The following is a 16,128-nucleotide window of genomic DNA, read 5'->3' as shown; positions in this document are numbered from 1 at the left end:
CTAGCCGTCCGCTCGAACGCGCTTACGAGAGGGCGGGCACGGCCCGATCGGTCGGCCGACCGGTGCCCAGCGCCAGGCAGAGTCCGACCGCGACCGCGCACAGCGCGCCGGCGCCGTACCAGGTCAGGTCGTAGTTGCCGAGCGCGTCGCGGGCCAGTCCGGCCAGTCCGGCGACGACGGCCGCGCCGACCTGGTGGGCGGCGAGCACCCAGCCGAAGACGATCGGGGCGTCCTCGCCGAAGTGACGGCGGCACAGGGCGACGGTCGGCGGCACGGTGGCGACCCAGTCCAGGCCGTAGAAGACCACGAAGGCGAGGATCGGCGGCTGTAGCGAGCCGGCGAGCAGCTGCGGCAGCAGGAGCAGGGACGCCCCGCGCAGCCCGTAGTAGACGGTGAGCAGCAGCCGGGAGTCGACCCGGTCGGTGAGCCAGCCGCTGAAGACGGTGCCGACCACGTCGAACAGGCCGATCAGGGCGAGCAGGCTCGCGGCGGTGGTGACGGGCATGCCGTGGTCGTGGGCGGCCGGGATGAAGTGGGTGCCGACCAGGCCGGCGGTGGTGGCGCCGCAGATCGCGAAGGAGCTCGCCAGCAGCCAGAACGGCCGGGTGCGGGCGGCGTCGCGCAGCACCCGCAGGGTGCGGGCCAGGGCGCGGGCGTCCCGCACCGGCTCGGGCGGCGCCTCGGTGGCGCCGTACGGGAGCAGGCCGAGGTCGGCGGGGCGCTCGCGCATCAGCAGCAGGACGGGCACGGCGACGGCGCTGGCGGCGAGCGAGACCACGACGACGGCCGAGCGCCAGCCGTGCTGCTCGACCAGCCAGGCGCCGACCGGCAGGAAGACCAGGTTTCCCGCTGCTCCGGCGGCGGTGAGCACACCGGTGACCAGTCCCTGACGGGCCTGGAACCAGCGGCCGGTGATGGTGGTGGCGAAGGCGCCGGCCATCGAGCCGCTGCCGAGTCCGACCAGCACGCCCCAGCACAGGACCAGCTGCCAGGGCTGGCGCATCAGCATGGTGAGGCCGGCGCCGACCGAGATGGTCAGCAGTGCGCAGACGACCACCAGGCGCACGCCGAAACGATCCATCAGGGCGGCGGCGAAGGGGGCGGTGAGGCCGTAGAGGGTGAGGTTGACGGACGTGGCGCTGGAGATCGTCCCGAGCGACCAGCCGAACTCGTTGTGCAGGGCGTCCATCATCAGGCTGGGCGTGGAGCGGAAACCGGCCGAGCCGAGCAGGACGAGCAGGGCGACGGCGGCGACCACCCAGGCGTAGTGCACCCGGGGGCGCCGGCCGGGGCCGGATGCGGGGGCGTTGGAGGCGTTGGAGGCGGCGGAGGGGGTGGCGATGGCACTGCGTTCGGTCACGTGGACGAGTCTCCCGAGCCCGCGCCGCCCGGACGAGTGGCCTGGATGACAGCTTTCGCAAGGATCGGGCCACCCCCTCGCGTACCCTGGCCCGGACGCGCCCCGCTCCGGTCGGGGCCCCGGGGAGGAACGGCATGGCGCACCTGGTCGCGGTACTCGCCCTGGAGGGCGCGATCGCCTTCGAACTCGGCATCCCCGCAAGGATCTTCGGCAACGCCAAGGACGACGCCGGCCGCCCGCTGTACGAGGTGGCCACCTGCACCCTGGACGGCGGCCCGGTCGCCACCAGCGCCGACTTCCGGATCGCGGTCGACCACGGGCCCGAACTGCTGGAGCGGGCCGACACCGTGGTGCTCCCGGCCTCCCACGACTCCGACCCGGACCTGGCGGACGCCCCCTTCACCCCCGAACTCGCCGCCGCGCTGCGGCGGATCCGGCCCGGTGCCCGGCTGATGTCGATCTGCACCGGCTCCTTCCTGCTGGCCGCCGCCGGACTGCTGGACGGCCGCCCGGCCACCACCCACTGGCGCTACACCGAGCTCTTCGCCCGGACGTACCCGAAGGTCCTGCTGGACCCTGACGTGCTCTACACCGACGACGGTGACATCCTCACCTCCGGCGGGGTCGCCGCCGGAGTGGACCTGTGCCTGCACGTGGTGCGCCGCGACCACGGCAGCGCGGTGGCCAACGCGGTGGCCCGCAACTGCCTGGTGCCGCCGTGGCGCGACGGCGGCCAGAAGCAGTACGTGGAGGCCCCGAGCCCCGTGACCGTCGGCGGCACCGGCACCGGTACCGGCACCGCGGCCGTCCGGGCCTGGGCGCTGGAGCACCTGGAGGAGCCGCTGCCGCTGCGCCGGCTCGCCGACCGGGCGGGCATGAGCGTGCGGACCTTCACCCGGCGCTTCCGCGAGGAGACCGGCGCCAGCCCGGGCCAGTGGATCACCACCCAGCGAACCGAGCGGGCCCGCCAGTTGCTGGAACGCACTGACCTGACGATCGACCAGGTCGCCCGGCGTTCCGGCTTCGGCACCGCGGCCTCGCTGCGGCTGCAGCTGCGCGGACGGCTGGACGTGGCGCCGAGCGCCTACCGGCGCACCTTCCGGGCCGCCCCGGCGTAGCGCCGGCCGGACGGCGGTTCCCGCGCGGACCCGGGGCCCGGGAGCGGAGGTCCGGGGCCCGGACACGGGAGCCGGAGCACGGGAGCCGGAGGCCGGAGGCCGAGAGCCGGGTGAAGCTGAGTGAACCCTGGGAAGAGGCTGACGCCTGGCCGGAATCCGCCCCTCCGGAGCGACGCGCCGGACGGCGGCCGACCGCGTGCGCGTCGAGCGCAGCGTGGCGGGCCGCCATCCGATCGCGGCGCACGGGCCCTGAACCCGCGCCGCGCCCTCCGCACTCGCCGAGGAGCGGGCCGCGCCCGGCGGTCCACGATCCCCCCTGCTGACGCGATCCCCCTGGACAGCAGCACCGTGGCGCGGACGGACGTCCCCTCGGCGTCCCCTCGCAACGGAGAGCCGCACCCAAGCGTGATCAGTCGGATACGTCACGTCAATGGCTAGTCCGAAATTCGGAATGGTTGCGTCAGCTTTCGGCCGGTGATCGCCGGCGCGTCCGCGCTGCCGCCCCGACCGGCCCGGAAGCCGCTATTGAGCCAATGCCGCCCAGTCCACCCCGGCCATCGGGTCCACCGGCCGGGCCCGGGTGTCGATCTCGCACCAGACCCGCTTGCCCGTTCCGTCCGGGTACCAGCCCCAGCGCTCGCAGAGCAGCTCGACCAGTTCCAGCCCGCGTCCGTTGGTCGCGTCCTCGTCCGCACCGGCGTGCCGGGGGACCGGGGCGGTCCGGCTGGCGTCGGCCACCTCCACCCGCAGCAGACCGGACGGGCCGGCCTGCGCGGAGTCGTCGGCCACCGGCAGGCAGAGTCTCAGCACGGCCGGACAGCCGGTGTGCACGACGGCGTTGGTGACCAGTTCCGAGACCACCAGCACCACCGTCTCGGCCATCGGCGCGTCCGGGTCCACTCCGTGGTTCAGCAGCCGGGAGCGCACCCACCGGCGGGCCCGGCCGACCTCCGAGGGGTCCGCCTGCACCGCAAGCTGTACCTGAAGAACCTGCACCGCTCCACCACCCGCACTCGCAGTTCGGCCAACGTCCCGATCGGGCCGGATCAGCCGGCCGGCGGGGCCCTCGCTCTTCGCCCGGTGCCACCCGGGGCTCGCCCGGGCGTTCGCCGACCCGTCCACCCGCGCCACTCGCCCGCGCCAACTCGTCGGTCGCGCACAGGTCGCGACACGAATACGCCTCAGGATGGGTGGGCGGGCGGACGGCAGCAAGCGCTTCGGGCATATTCCGGCGATCGGGGGACAGGGCAGTGCATACTGTCCCGTTCACTCTCGCGAGCCTCGCACCGGCGCTCGTCCGGCCCGGGCCGACACCGGTCCCGCTCAGCGCGTGTCGGACACGCCCTGGCGGGAACCTACCGCCGGACAACCCCGCCACCCCGCCCGCCACTCGCGAACCACCCGTGCGACATATGTCCAGCGGGGGTCGAACAGCGGCACCGGCGGACGGTCCCCCGACCGGACCGTCCCGCCGTGTGACGATCCGCCGCCGGGAACCATCGGGATCGGCCGCGACCCGCCGCACCCCCCGCGCCCCTCCACGAGCCGCAACCGGGTGCCCCGGGCAATCGCCGAACCACGAGGAGGGGTTCCGTTCTTGCCCGATTCACTCCCGCCGCCGACCGGCCACGGGATACCGTGGGGTAACGCCAAGCGAACCGGGCAGGGAGGGTGGTTCCTGATGGCCACCCCGGACCGGATCCCGCGCTGGGACGAGCAGTTGCAGCGGCGTCTCGCCCGCGGCGAGGAGACCGCGCTCGGCGAACTCTACGACCGGCTCTCGCCGATGGTGCACGGCCTGGCCGGGCGGATACTCGCCGACCAGGCGGCCGCCGCCCAGCTCACCCGGGAGATCTTCGCCCACGTCTGGGAGCACCCCCAGGACTTCGACCCCGCCCAGGGATCGCTGCGCTCCTGGCTCGGCGCGCTCACCCACCGCCGTGCGGTCGAACGGCTGCGGGCGCGCCGCGGCGCCGAGCGGGCGCCGGAACGCGGCCCCCGCGCGAGCGAGGAGGAGATCCGCGCCGTGGCGACCGCCGCGCGCATGCAGTACGTGGTGGACTCCCTGCCCCAACCCCTGCGTGAGACCATCGCGGTGACGTACTACGACGGCCGCACCTACCAGGAGACGGCCCGGCTGCTCGGTATCAGCGAGCAGGCCGCCAAGCAGCGGATGCGGCTCGGCCTGGAGCTGCTGGCCACCGAACTGGCCGACGAACGCGCCCGCCAGGAGCCCGGCGCGGAGCACCGGGGCGGGCACGGCGACCTGCACCGCGACCTGCACCGCGGGCAGCAGCACGGCGAGGCGGGGGAACGCGGCGGCGGGGACGGCAACGGGGGCGGTAACGGCGACGTGGACGGGGGCAGGTGGACATGAACGAGGAGCGGCACGACGCCCTTCGCTCGCTGCTCGGCGCCTGGTCCCTCGGTGCCTGCCCGCCCCGCGAGTCCGCCGAGTTGGAGCAGCACCTGCGCGGCTGCGCGGAGTGCGCCGAGGAGGCGGCCCGGCTGCGCGACGCGGCCGGCTGGCTCTCCCTGGACGAGCCGCTGGACCAGCCCGGTTCGCTGCGCCAGCAGGTGCTGGACTGGTGCCTGGCCCGCCGACCGGCCGAACTGCCCGTTCCCGCCTGGGGGATGCCGTACACCGCGGAGACCGCCAAGCTCGACGCGCTGCTGCGCGACCTCGGCCCCGAGGAGTGGCAGGAGGTGGCCGAACTGCCGTGGCACGGCGGCGCCGAGCTGCTGCGTCCGGCCGAGGTGCTGGGCCGGCTGACCGCGGTGGACGGCTTCCTGGCACTCGCGCTCGGGCTGCCCGACCCCGTCCCGGTGGCCGCCCCGTCCGCACCGGTGCCGGCACCGCCGGCCGGGCGCCGGGTGCCGCCGCAGGAGCCGGCCGCCCCGGTGCCGCGGGTGCCGCCGCAGGGCGGCCCGTACGCCGCGGTCACCACGCGCACCGCCCGGCTGCTCGCCGACCAGTCCGGGCTGCCGCCGCAGTCGGTGCGCGCCCGGTGGCGCCAGCAGACCCACGACCTGGTGCGCAGCGCCGCGCTGGCCCCGCAGGGCAGCACCCCGGTCGACCTCGGCTTCGCGGTGCTGCCGCTGCGCGACGCCTTCGTGGACCGCGCCCTGGAGTGCTACGTGCACGGCGAGGACGTGGCCCGCGCGGTCGCCTACCCGTACGACCCTCCGGCGCCGCAGCACCTGCGGCAGATGGTGGAGCTGGTGGTCCGGCTGCTGCCGCGGGCACTGGCCGGGCTGCGGGCGGCGCGCCCGGAACCCGCCGGAACGCCGGGCGCGGCGGGCGCAGCGGGCGCGGCGTCCGCGCCGGGGGCGAGGCGGCTGCGGCTGGTGGTGGACGGTCCGGCGGCCGGCGAGTGGCTGGTGCCGCTGGACGGCGAGCGGGCCGGGCCGCCCGGCGGCGAGCCGGTGGCCTCGATGGTGCTGGACGGCCTGGAGCTGTGCCAGCTGGCCGCCGCGCACCGCGACCCGGACCGGCTGCCGGTGGGCGAGCACGGCGACCGGGCCGCGGTGCGCGAGGTGCTGCACGCGCTGCCGCTGCTGTCACGCCCCTGAGGGCCCCGGAACTCCGGGAGCCGCGAGAACACGGGCCCCGCGAGAACACGGGAGCCGCGAGAACACGGGACCCGGGAGGACCCGGGCCCCGCGAGGACCCGAGCGGCTCAGGCGAAGACGACGGTCCGGCTGCCGTCGAGCAGCACCCGGTGCTCGCTGTGCCACTTGACCGCGCGGGCCAGCGCCTGGCACTCGACGTCCCGGCCGAGCGCGACCAGCTGGTCCGGGCTGATGTCGTGGGTGACCCGGGCCACCTCCTGCTCGATGATCGGGCCCTCGTCGAGGTCGGCGGTGACGTAGTGCGCGGTGGCGCCGATCAGCTTCACGCCGCGGGTGTGCGCCTGGTGGTACGGCTTGGCGCCCTTGAAGCTCGGCAGGAAGGAGTGGTGGATGTTGATCACCCGGCCGGACAGCTCGGTGCACAGCTCGTCGGAGAGCACCTGCATGTAGCGGGCCAGCACGACCAGTTCGACGTTCTCCTTCTCGACCAGGTCGAGCAGCTGCCGCTCGGCCTCGGCCTTGGTGTCCCTGGTGACCGGGATGTGGTGGAAGGGGATGCCGTAGCTCTCGGTCAGGTCCCGCAGGTCGGTGTGGTTGGAGACCACCGCGGCGATCTCCACCGGCAGCGCGCCGATCCGGGTGCGGTAGAGCAGGTCGTTCAGGCAGTGCCCGAACTTGCTGACCATAAGGACGATCCGCATCCGCTGCTCGGTCGGGTGGATCTGCCAGTCCATCCCGAAGGAGGCGCCGATCGCGGCGAAGCTGGCCCGCAGCTTGTCGGCGGTGACCGGCTCGGGGGCGGAGAAGTGCACCCGCATGAAGAACAGTCCGGTGTCCCCATCCCCGAACTGCTGGCTGTCGATGATGTTGCAGCCGGTCATGAAGAGGTAGCTGGAGACAGCGTGGACGATGCCCTGCTTGTCGGGGCAGGACAGCGTGAGGACGTACTGGGCGCTGGCCGGCTGCTGTTCCACTGGGGGTATCCCGTCCTGAGGTCGTGCGAGTTCGTGAATGGTCCAGCGTGTCACATCCTGGACAGTGGCCGCCCCGCTGCCCGTACTGCGGGACGCCACCGCCCGGCGGACGGGCCTCAGACCTGGGTCAGGATGCGCAGCACGTCCAGGGACCGGGGGGCCGCGTCCGGGTCCTCCCCGTCGCCGACGGCCAGGGCGACGTGGGCCTCGCGGGCGGCCCGGACGGTCTCCGGCCAGCCGGGGTGGCCGAGGTAGGCGGAGGCGGGGGCGTCCGCGCCGACCTCGTGCAGCATCTGCACGGCGCGCAGCACCGCGACGTCGACCAGGGCGGCCTCGGCGGAGTCACGGAAGATCGTGCCCACGTACTTCTCGGCGGACCAGCGGTCCAGCCAGGTGTCCTCGACCAGCCGGTAGACGGCGTCGGTCACGTCCCCGTAGCCCTCCCGTCCGGCCAGCCAGGCCTCCTGCTGGAAACCGGGGTCGGACAGCATGTGCAGCGCCGAGCGCAGTCGGGCTCGCCAGCGCCACCAGGGCAGGTCGTTGAGCGGCATGCCGCCCATCGTGCTGGAGCGGTGGCCCGGACGAGAAGTGTTTCGGGCGGACCGGTGCGAAGAATCTGTGCTGACGGACATGGTGAACGATCGTACGTTCCCCGTCTGTTCGTGCTCCACTCGCGATCTACACGCGTACCCCTTCGGATTTCAGCCTCCGTTGGCCGAGCGTTCGCATTTCTGCCCTCTCGCCTTGCGGCTCCGGGTCTTGGCTGTTTCCGGTGCGCCGGACGGCGCCCAGAGAGGGAGGACCGATGACCAGCCGAAGGGACTCGTTCCAGGACCGTCCCACCATGGCCCGGCGCCGCCGCCGGCGTCCGATCGCCGCCGCGGTGACCGCCGCGGCGCTGTTCCCCACCCTCTTCTCGGCCTCCGCGTGCGGCGGACCGGCCGATGCCTCCACCAACGCCGACGACCTGACGGTGATGACCTGGGCCCCGTCCGGCACCGGGTCCGCGGACCGTCCCGGCATGACCGCGCTGGCCGACTCGATCGGCCGGGACGTCAACCTGAAGGGCGGGCTGAACGGCCGCAAGCTGCACGTGATCACCTGCAACGAGCACAACACCGCGGACGGTGCCAAGGCCTGCGCCCAGCAGGCGGTGGACGCCAAGGCGGTCGCGGTGATCGGCTCCTACAGCCAGTGGGGCGACGCCTTCATGCCGGTGCTGGAGCGCGCCGGCATCCCGCTGATCGGCGGGTACGGCCTCTCCCAGCCGGAGTTCTCCAGCCCGCTGTCCTACCCGGTGGACGGCGGGATGCCGGCGCTGATCGCGGGCAGCGGCCGCCAGCTGGTCGAGGCCGGCTGCAAGTCCGTCGCGCTGATCCGCCCGGACACCCCGGCCGGCGACAACCTGCTCGGCTACCTGGGCAACGCGCTCAAGCCCGCCGGGATGAAGCTGCTGGACGTCAAGGCGCCCGAGCAGTCCTCCGACTACACCGCGGTGGCCCGCAAGGCGATCGGCAGGGACGAGCCGGGAAGCTGCGTCACCAGCGCGATGGCCGCCGAGCCGACCGGCAACCTGCTGGACGCCTACCGGCGGCTGACCCCGAGGAACACCCGGATCGCCTCGGTGATCGGCAGCGTCCAGCAGTCGGTGGTCGACTCCACCGGCGGCGACTCCGGCCCGCTGGCCGGCGCGTTCGTCACCAGCTGGTACCCGCCGGAGTCGGCCAAGATCTGGGACGGGCTGCGCTCGGTGGTGCGCTCCCAGGCCGCCGACGGGCACAGCATCGACGTCGCCGACCCGGGCGTGCAGACCACCTGGGTCGCCTACGAGGTGTTCCGGGTGGTGTCCGAGAAGCTGGCCGCGGCCGGGAAGCCGGTCGACTCGAAGTCCGTGACCGCCCTGCTGGACAGCGGCGAGGGCATCGACGTCGGCCTGACCCCGCCGCTGAACTGGGGCACCACCAACATGCTGCCCAGCACGGAGTCGCCGCGACTGGTCAACACCTGGATCACCTACCAGGTGGTCAGGAACGGGCGGATCACCCTGCAGCAGCCGGGCTTCGTGGACGTCCGCTGGGTGCTCACCGGCGGCCGGCCGCCGGCCTGAGCCGAGGCTTCCCGAGGGGCGGGCGGTTCCCCGGCCCGCCCCTCGGCGGCTGCTACAGGTCGCCGTCGCCGCGGCTGGGCAGCCCGGTCTGGGTGGCGATCGCGTTCCACAGCGTCGAGGCCTGCTTCTTCGCGGTGGTCGCCGTGCCGCTGGCCTGCACGGCGTTCTTGTAGTGCTGGTTGCCGGTGTCCGGCTTCTTCGGGTCGCAGGAGGACTGGGCGTCGGTCGCCCAGGCCGCGTACTCGTCGTCGGCCTGGGCCGAGGCCGTCCAGGCGGCGTTGAGCTGATCGACCAGCTGCTGGCCGCCGGGCAGCTTGTCGGTCTTCAGCTGGCCGAGCTTGGTCTGCAGCTCGCGCCGCTTGCCGGCCGCGGCGGCCAGGGCCTGCTGCGATTCCGGGAGCTTGTCGCACTTCTGCACCGAGGCGACCGCGGAGACGACCGAGCTGCGGCTGTCGCTCGCGGTGCCCAGCAGGTCGGACAGCGGCTGGGCCTGGGCCTTGACCTCCGGGTCGACGGCGGCGGCGGAACCGCTCGCGCTGGCCGTGCCGGGGGCCGTGCTGCCGGTGGCGGCGACCGGTGCGGTCTTGTGGCCGGACTTGCCGGTGTCGTCGCCGCCGCTCATCAGGACGGCGACCAGGACCCCGGCCGCGGCACAGCCCGCCACCACTGCGCCGATGATCAGCTTGTTGGAGGAGCGGCCGCCGCGGCCCGGGCGGCCGCCCTGGGTCGCGTCCGGGTCGGCCTGGCCGTAGCCGCCCTGCCCGTAGCCGTCGGTGGGGTAGCCGTCCTGGCCGTAGCCCTGCGCCGGGTAGCCGGACTGCTGGAACTGCTGCGGCTGCTGCAGTGGCGGCTGCTGCTGCGCGGCCGGCGGGTACCCCTGGTAGCCGGGCGCGGCCTGCGGCGGGACGCCGTAGCCGGGCTGCGGCGCGGGGTAGCCACCGCCCTGGGGGTCGCCGGCCGGGTACGGCGGCAGGTGCTGGGTGGCCGGCGCCGGGTCGGCCTGCGGCGGAACGCCGTAGCCGGGCTGCGGCGCGGCACCCCACTGCTGCTGGGTGTGCGCGCCCTCGCCCAGGTACTCCGGCTGACCGGACGGCTGACCCACCGGCGGCACGGCCGTGGGGCCCTGCGGCTGGCCCGGCTGGCCCTGGGGCTGGCCGGGCTCGGGGCGGAACAGGTCGTCCAGGTTGAAGTCACCCGAGTTGGGGTACGAGCGGCGCTGACTCAACGCGATTCCTCACCTGTGCAGGACCGCGCACAGTCGGCGGACCACATCTCGTCGGTTCTTGGGAGCATCACAGTTCCTTGGACGTCGCGCCCACGCTACCGGTTCACCTCACCGGGTGACCACGCGGGCGGGACAATCCCACCGCTCCCGCCGCTCCCCGCGCGGGCGCTCCTCAGGCCGCCTCCGCGTCCGCCCTGGCGTGGAACTCGCGCACCACCCGCTGCTCCCGGTAGGGCTCCAGCCGGCGCCGGAACTCGTCCAGGTACTCCACGCCCCGGTTGGAGCGCAGCCCGCTGAGCAGCCGCACCGCCTGGGCGCCCGTCTCGCAGGCGCGTTCCAGGTCGCGCTGCTGGAGCTGGGCGGTGGCGAGCAGTACGAGGTCCACCGCGCGTCGGCGCACCCGGGTCGGCGGGTGCAGGTCGAGCGCCCGCCGGGCGTAGTGCTCGGCCGGACCGGCCTGTTCCAGGTCCCGGTGGCAGTGGGCGAGTTCGTCGGCGAGATAGGCGTCGTCGAAGTGGGCGATCCAGTCCGGGTCGTCCTCCGGGCGGCGCTTCTCCATCATCTCCAGCGCCTTGGCCGACACCGCCTCGCAGGAGCGGGCGTCGCCGAGCAGGGCGTGGCCGCGGGCCTCGGCGGCGTAGAACATCGCCATCGCCGTCGGGGTGGCGACCGCCCGGGCGCCCTCCTGGGCGGCGCGGGCGAGCTGGGCGATCTCCCGCGGGTTGCCGAGGGTGGCCGCCAGGTGGCTCATCGAGGCGGCGAGGACGTAGCCGCCGTAGCCGCGGTCGTCGGCGGCCTGAGCGAGCCGCAGGGCCTGGATGTAGTAGCGCTGGGCCAGCCCGGGCTGCCCGGTGTCCACCGCCATGTAGCCGGCGAGTTCGGTCAACCGGGCCACCGCGGCGAAGAGTTGGCGGCCGGTCTCCTCCCGGTAGGCGCCGCCGAGCAGGCCGGAGACCACCGAGTTGAGGTAGTGCACGACGACCGGACGCACGTGCCCGCTGCCGAAGCGGTGGTCCAGGTCGACCAGCATCGCGGTGGTCGCCTTGATCGCGGCCACGTCCGTCGGACCGACCCGGGGGCCGCCGGTGCGGGCCACCACCGGGTCGGGCGGGGTGATCAGCCAGTCCCGGCTGGGCTCGACCAGCGCGGAGGCGGCGACCGTCGCCCCGGTCAGGAAGTCCCGCCGGCCGACGTCACTGCGCCACAGCTCGCACACCTGCTCCAGGGCGGCGCCGATGGTCGGCGCGAACTGCAGCCCGATGCCGGAGCTGAGGTTCTTGCCGTCGGCCATGCCGATCTCCTCGACCGACACGCTGCGGCCGAGCTTGCGCCCGAGGGCCTCGGCGATCACGGCCGGCGCCTGCCCGCGCGGCTGCTGACCGCGCAGCCAGCGGGCGACGGAGGTCTTGTCGTAGCGCAGGTCCAGTCCGTGCTCCGCGCCGCACAGGTTGACCCTGCGGGCCAGGCCGGCGTTGGAGCAGCTGGCCTCCTGGATCAGCTGCTGCAGGCGCTCGTTGGGCTGTCGTGCGACGAGTGGTCTCGCGGCCATTGGGCTTCGCCTCCCCACACCCTCCGGTCCCGGCCGGCGGGCGACGATGTGCTGATCTGTTGCCGACTGTCCGACCGTCCAAGGAATCTGACACCAGGTTAGCGATCAGCAACGCCAGCGGGATACCCACGGTGACGAACCGCACCCCCCGCGCGCCCTGGGAAATGCTTCCGTGCGCCCCCGCTGCGCCTGCCTCCGCCCGCACCAACTCGCTTGAGTCACCGGTTCGGGTGACATTGCCGGGATGCGGCCGACCGGGGCCCCCCGGGCCGTAACCAGCCTCACGCACGGTAGTTGAGCAGCCCGTGGAAGACATCCCCGACGCCCCCGGCCAGAACGAGAACGCCGGCCTGCCCCCGCTGCTGATCGAAGCCGTGGGCTACGCCGAGAACCGCCACTGGGAGGTGGCCCCGGGCGCCTGGCTGATCGACGGCGACGGGCCCGCCCGCTGCTCCTGCGGCGACCCGCGCTGCGCGCTGCCGGGCGCCCACCCGATGGACGCGGACTGGGCGCGCAAGGCGAGCGCCGGGCCGGGCGCGGTGCGGCGCTGGTGGACCGAACGGCCCAGGGCGTCGATCCTGTTGCCCACCGGCCGGTCCTTCGACGTGCTGGACGTGCCGGAGACCGCCGGGTGCCTGGCGCTGGCCCGGATGGAGCGGATGGACCTCCAGCTCGGCCCGGTCGCGGTGCTCCCGTCCTCGCCCGGGCGGGTCGGGCGGCGGCTGCACTTCCTGGTGCTGCCCGGCGTCGCGGCCAAGCTGCCGGAGATGCTGCGCAAGCTGGGCTGGCCGCCCGGGCGGCTTGACCTGGTCGCCCGCGGCGAGGGGGACTGGACGGTCGCCCCGCCGTCGCGGATCGGCTCCACCGGCTACGCCCAGTGGGCCCGCTCCCCCTCCGAGTCCAACCGCTGGCTGCCGGACGCCGCCGAGCTGATCAGCCCGCTGGCCTACGCCTGCGGCCGCGAGGCGCCCGCCCAGCAGTTCCAGCCCGCCCAGCCGGCCGGGGTCTGACCCCGGCGGTGGCCTCCGGATCCTGCCGCCCTGAGCCGATCGGGTGAGGGCGAGCAACGCGCGACACAACGCGCGCGAGTGACGGGCCTTGTCTCCCACCGGAGACGGGGCCCGTCATACGCATGTGCGGATAAGGCCTCGGTCTACCCGCTGGTCAACCGGCAAAGCCCCTCGTACGAGTGACAGCGCTCAAGGATTGCCATGATCGGCCGAGGGGAGGAATTGCGGTGCGAGGGGACGCCGGAAGGGTCGCTCGGACGGGGAAGCCGGGCGAGGCGGTGGAGGGGACGGGAGGGAGCGGGAGGGGCGGAGGGGAACGGGAGGGAACCGGGGAGGACGGGAAGGGCCCGCTGCACGGGGAGCAGCGGGCCCTGACCGTCGGTACGGAGGAAGCGGCCGGGCCGGGGCCTCAGGCCTGGGCGACGAACACGTGCTGGGCGATGTCCTTGCCCAGCTCCGCGGCGTTCTCGCCGCTGCCGACCAGCACGCCGCCGACGCCGGTGGTCACCTTGACCGTGGAGCCCGGCCGGATGCCGGCCCGGCGCAGGGTGCTCATCAGGGCGCTGTCGGTCTGGATCGGCTCGCCGATCCGGCGGACCACCACGTCCGCCCCGGTCTCGCCGGGCTTGACGGAGTCCAGCGGGACGAGCGCGGCGTCGAAGCCCTCGCCCTCGGCCTTGGTGTCGCCGAGCTCGTCCAGGCCCGGGATCGGGTTGCCGTACGGGGACTGGGTCGGGTGGCCGAGCATGGCGAGCACCTTGCGCTCGACCGTCTCGCTCATCACGTGCTCCCAGCGGCAGGCCTCCTCGTGCACCTGCTCCCACTCCAGGCCGATCACGTCGACGAGCAGGCACTCGGCGATGCGGTGCTTGCGCATGACGCGCACGGCGAGCCGGCGGCCCTCCTCGGTGAGTTCGAGGTGGCGGTCCCCGGCGACCTGGAGCAGCCCGTCGCGCTCCATCCGGCCGACCGTCTGGCTGACCGTGGGGCCGCTCTGTTCCAGGCGCTCCGCGATCCGGGCGCGCATCGGGACGATGCCCTCTTCCTCCAGCTCCAGGATGGTGCGAAGGTACATCTCAGTGGTGTCGATCAGCCCAGACATCGCCGCTGGCTCCGTTCTTCGGTGTCCTCACCGCCAATTCTGACGTACCGCACCGACAACCGGGCCCGCCCGGGGTGTTCCGGTAGCGGTTTTCGTTCCTGTTGACAGCGGTACCGCCGGGGCGCGACCGTGCTCGCCGTAGCTTTCTCCACTGGCGGTCCGGACCACCCCCGCCGCCCCACCCGGCCGGCTCCCTCACCGGCAGAGAGCGAAGGCAACCGATGAACGACCTGGTCGGCAGGTACTTCGACGCCGCGATCGCCCACCTGAACCGGGTCCGCGAGGAGGAGGCCGACGGCATCGAGGCGGCGGCCGCCCTGCTGGCCGAGGCGATCGCCGAGGGCCGCCGGGTCTTCACCTTCGGTGCCGGACACTCCTCGCTGCCGGCCCAGGACGTGGTCTACCGGGCCGGCGGGCTGGTCCCGGTGAACCTGCTGAACGTTCCCGGGACGGCCGGGGTGACGACCGTGCCCGCGCCGCTGTCCAGCGCGCTGGAGCGGGTCTCCGGGCTCGCCACCTCGGCCCTCGACCTGACCCCGGCGACCAGCGGGGACCTGCTGTTCCTGATCTCGCTGTCCGGCCGCCAGGTGATGCCGGTCGAGCTGGCCCGGCACGCCCGGGACCGCGGGCTGAAGGTGATCGGGGTGACCTCGCTGGCCTACCCGGGCGAGGTGCCCTCGGCGCACCCCTCCGGCACCTACCTCAAGGACCACTGCGACGTCGTGCTGGACAGCAAGATCGCGGTCGGCGACGGCGAGCTGTCCCATCCCGGCGCCGAGACGTCCTTCGGCCCCGTCTCCACCATCGTCACCAGTGCGCTGATGCAGGCCGTGGTCGCCTCGGCGGTCGGGCGGCTGGCGGACCGGGCGGCCGCCGGGGAGGCCCCCGCGCCGCCGCTGTTCCGCTCCGGCAACGTCCCGGGGGGCACGGAGTGGAACGCCAAGCAGATGGCCGACAACGCCGGGCGCGTCTTCTACGCCTACTGACCCCGTCCACCCGCTGACACCCGCCATGACCCCGCGTGCCGGCCCGGCCACGGAACGTACCGGACAACTCACCGGACCTTCCCGGCCATTGCCGACCGCCCCGGCCCGCGCCAGGCGTACCGGGAAGCCGCCCGGGGCAGGAGAGCGGAGGGACCGGAGCGACGGGTGGGGGCCGAGCATGGCGTCTGGTGCGGGACGGACCGGGTGGGTGAGCGAGCGGGAACTGCTGCCCGAGTTCTTCTGGGCCGCCGACGCGGCCTCGCTGCGCGGCCAGCGCCGCGCGGTGCTGCTCTCGGCCTGGGAACTGGCGCTGCTGCTGGTCGCCGCCGCGGCCGGCTCGGCCGACGGCGAGCCGTGGGCGTGGCCGGCCGCCGTCGGCTACCTGGGCGCGATGGCGCTGGCGGTGGTGATCAGCCGGCAGAACCCGCAGGGCCTGTGGTACGAGGGCCGGGCGGCCGCCGAGTCGGTGAAGACGCTGGCCTGGAAGTTCGCCGTCCGGGCGGACGCCTACCAGCCGCCGCCGCGCAGCCTGCCGGACGCCGAGGGCCTGTACCGCTTCCAGCTCACCCGGGTGCTGGGCGCCTTCCGGGACGGCCCGGTGGCCGTCCCGGCGCCAGGGGTCGAGCTCGCCGGAATCACAGCGGCCATGCGCGACCTGCGCGGGCAGCCGCTCGCGGTGCGCCGCGAGGTGTACCTGAACGAGCGGATCCGGGTGCAGCACGACTGGTACCGCAGCAAGGCCCGCTACTGCGCCCGCGCCGGGTACTGGACCGGCGTGCTGGGCGTGCTGCTGCCGGCGCTGGGCCTGGCGCTGGCGGTGCTGCGGGCGCTCGGCGCGTTCACCTACGACGCGCTGGGCACGGTCTCGGCGGTGGCCGCCTCGGTGACGGCCTGGGCGCAGCTGCGCCAGTACCGCCCGCTGGCCGCCGCGTACGGTCTGGCGGCCGAGGAGCTGGAGCTGATCCGCCTCCAACTCGCCCGGCTGGACCTGGAGTCGACGGACGCCGAGGAGATCTGGGCCCGGCTGGCCCGGGACGCCGAGGACGCGGTGTCCCGCGAGCACACCACCTGGCAGGCCCGCCGGGAGGTGCGCACCACCACCGACCGGGAGCACTGAGGAGGAA

General features: G+C 74.2%; 14 protein-coding genes. 7 read left to right on the top strand and 7 right to left on the bottom strand.

All coding sequences use genetic code 11. The features are described from left to right. Positions 1-22: 22 nt before the first annotated feature. Entirely contained in the window at positions 23-1,360 is a 1,338-nt protein-coding gene (locus tag ACIRVF_RS00535; protein WP_402811690.1) for an MFS transporter, read from the bottom strand. 134 nt (positions 1,361-1,494) lie between these two features. Here ACIRVF_RS00535 and ACIRVF_RS00530 point away from each other — a divergent pair, with 134 nt between their 5' ends. After that, a complete protein-coding gene (locus ACIRVF_RS00530) occupies positions 1,495-2,478 on the top strand; it encodes a GlxA family transcriptional regulator (protein ID WP_402811687.1) in 984 nt (327 codons plus the stop codon). A 522-nt stretch (positions 2,479-3,000) separates the two neighbouring features. On the opposite strand, the gene ACIRVF_RS00525 is transcribed toward ACIRVF_RS00530, so the two are convergent. Continuing rightward, positions 3,001-3,474: an ATP-binding protein gene (locus ACIRVF_RS00525; protein ID WP_402811684.1), complete on the bottom strand. Its 474-nt coding sequence runs from the start codon at positions 3,472-3,474 to the stop codon at positions 3,001-3,003. A 685-nt stretch (positions 3,475-4,159) separates the two neighbouring features. Here ACIRVF_RS00525 and ACIRVF_RS00520 point away from each other — a divergent pair. Next, positions 4,160-4,855, top strand: coding sequence for a sigma-70 family RNA polymerase sigma factor (locus ACIRVF_RS00520; protein WP_402811681.1), 696 nt, complete (start codon positions 4,160-4,162; stop codon positions 4,853-4,855). Next, the gene (locus tag ACIRVF_RS00515) at positions 4,852-6,051 is read left to right on the top strand and encodes a zf-HC2 domain-containing protein (protein ID WP_402812916.1); all 1,200 of its coding nucleotides are present in this window, start codon (positions 4,852-4,854) and stop codon (positions 6,049-6,051) included. Before ACIRVF_RS00520 ends, ACIRVF_RS00515 begins: the two co-directional genes overlap by 4 nt. Before the next feature lie 107 nt (positions 6,052-6,158). Here ACIRVF_RS00515 and purU read toward each other — a convergent pair whose 3' ends face one another. Next, the gene (gene purU / locus ACIRVF_RS00510) at positions 6,159-7,025 is read right to left on the bottom strand and encodes a formyltetrahydrofolate deformylase (RefSeq protein ID WP_402811679.1); all 867 of its coding nucleotides are present in this window, start codon (positions 7,023-7,025) and stop codon (positions 6,159-6,161) included. Positions 7,026-7,141: 116 nt separating this feature from the next. Continuing rightward, a complete protein-coding gene (locus ACIRVF_RS00505; RefSeq protein WP_072654783.1) occupies positions 7,142-7,657 on the bottom strand; it encodes a hypothetical protein in 516 nt (171 codons plus the stop codon). 173 nt (positions 7,658-7,830) lie between these two features. Here ACIRVF_RS00505 and ACIRVF_RS00500 point away from each other — a divergent pair, with 173 nt between their 5' ends. After that, positions 7,831-9,132, top strand: a complete 1,302-nt coding sequence (locus tag ACIRVF_RS00500) for an ABC transporter substrate-binding protein (protein ID WP_402811676.1) — start codon at positions 7,831-7,833, stop codon at positions 9,130-9,132. 52 nt (positions 9,133-9,184) lie between these two features. On the opposite strand, the gene ACIRVF_RS00495 is transcribed toward ACIRVF_RS00500, so the two are convergent. Together ACIRVF_RS00495 and ACIRVF_RS00490 are read right to left on the bottom strand one after the other, a co-directional pair. Beyond that, positions 9,185-10,357, bottom strand: a complete 1,173-nt coding sequence (locus ACIRVF_RS00495; protein WP_402811673.1) for a hypothetical protein — start codon at positions 10,355-10,357, stop codon at positions 9,185-9,187. A gap of 172 nt (positions 10,358-10,529) precedes the next feature. Beyond that, positions 10,530-11,906: a transcriptional regulator gene (locus ACIRVF_RS00490; protein WP_402811670.1), complete on the bottom strand. Its 1,377-nt coding sequence runs from the start codon at positions 11,904-11,906 to the stop codon at positions 10,530-10,532. A 305-nt stretch (positions 11,907-12,211) separates the two neighbouring features. On the opposite strand from ACIRVF_RS00490, the gene ACIRVF_RS00485 reads away from it, so the two are divergent. Next, on the top strand, positions 12,212-12,916 hold the full coding sequence (locus ACIRVF_RS00485; RefSeq protein ID WP_402811667.1) for a bifunctional DNA primase/polymerase: 705 nt from the start codon (positions 12,212-12,214) through the stop codon (positions 12,914-12,916). Between the two features lie 409 nt (positions 12,917-13,325). Here ACIRVF_RS00485 and ACIRVF_RS00480 read toward each other — a convergent pair whose 3' ends face one another. Beyond that, a complete protein-coding gene (locus ACIRVF_RS00480) occupies positions 13,326-14,018 on the bottom strand; it encodes a metal-dependent transcriptional regulator (RefSeq protein ID WP_402811665.1) in 693 nt (230 codons plus the stop codon). A 221-nt stretch (positions 14,019-14,239) separates the two neighbouring features. Here ACIRVF_RS00480 and ACIRVF_RS00475 point away from each other — a divergent pair, with 221 nt between their 5' ends. Further along, positions 14,240-15,004 carry a sugar isomerase domain-containing protein gene (locus ACIRVF_RS00475; protein WP_402811662.1) on the top strand — a complete coding sequence of 255 codons (765 nt, stop codon included), beginning with the start codon at positions 14,240-14,242 and terminating at the stop codon, positions 15,002-15,004. Between the two features lie 208 nt (positions 15,005-15,212). Beyond that, positions 15,213-16,121, top strand: coding sequence for a DUF4231 domain-containing protein (locus ACIRVF_RS00470; protein ID WP_402811659.1), 909 nt, complete (start codon positions 15,213-15,215; stop codon positions 16,119-16,121). The last annotated feature ends 7 nt before the right edge of the window (positions 16,122-16,128 follow it).

Origin of the sequence: Kitasatospora sp. NPDC101157 (assembly GCF_044768255.1) — a bacterium.
Taxonomy (GTDB): Bacteria; Actinomycetota; Actinomycetes; order Streptomycetales; family Streptomycetaceae; genus Kitasatospora.
Note: the sequence above shows the minus strand (reverse complement) of the source record. Positions and strands in the feature narration are given on the sequence as shown.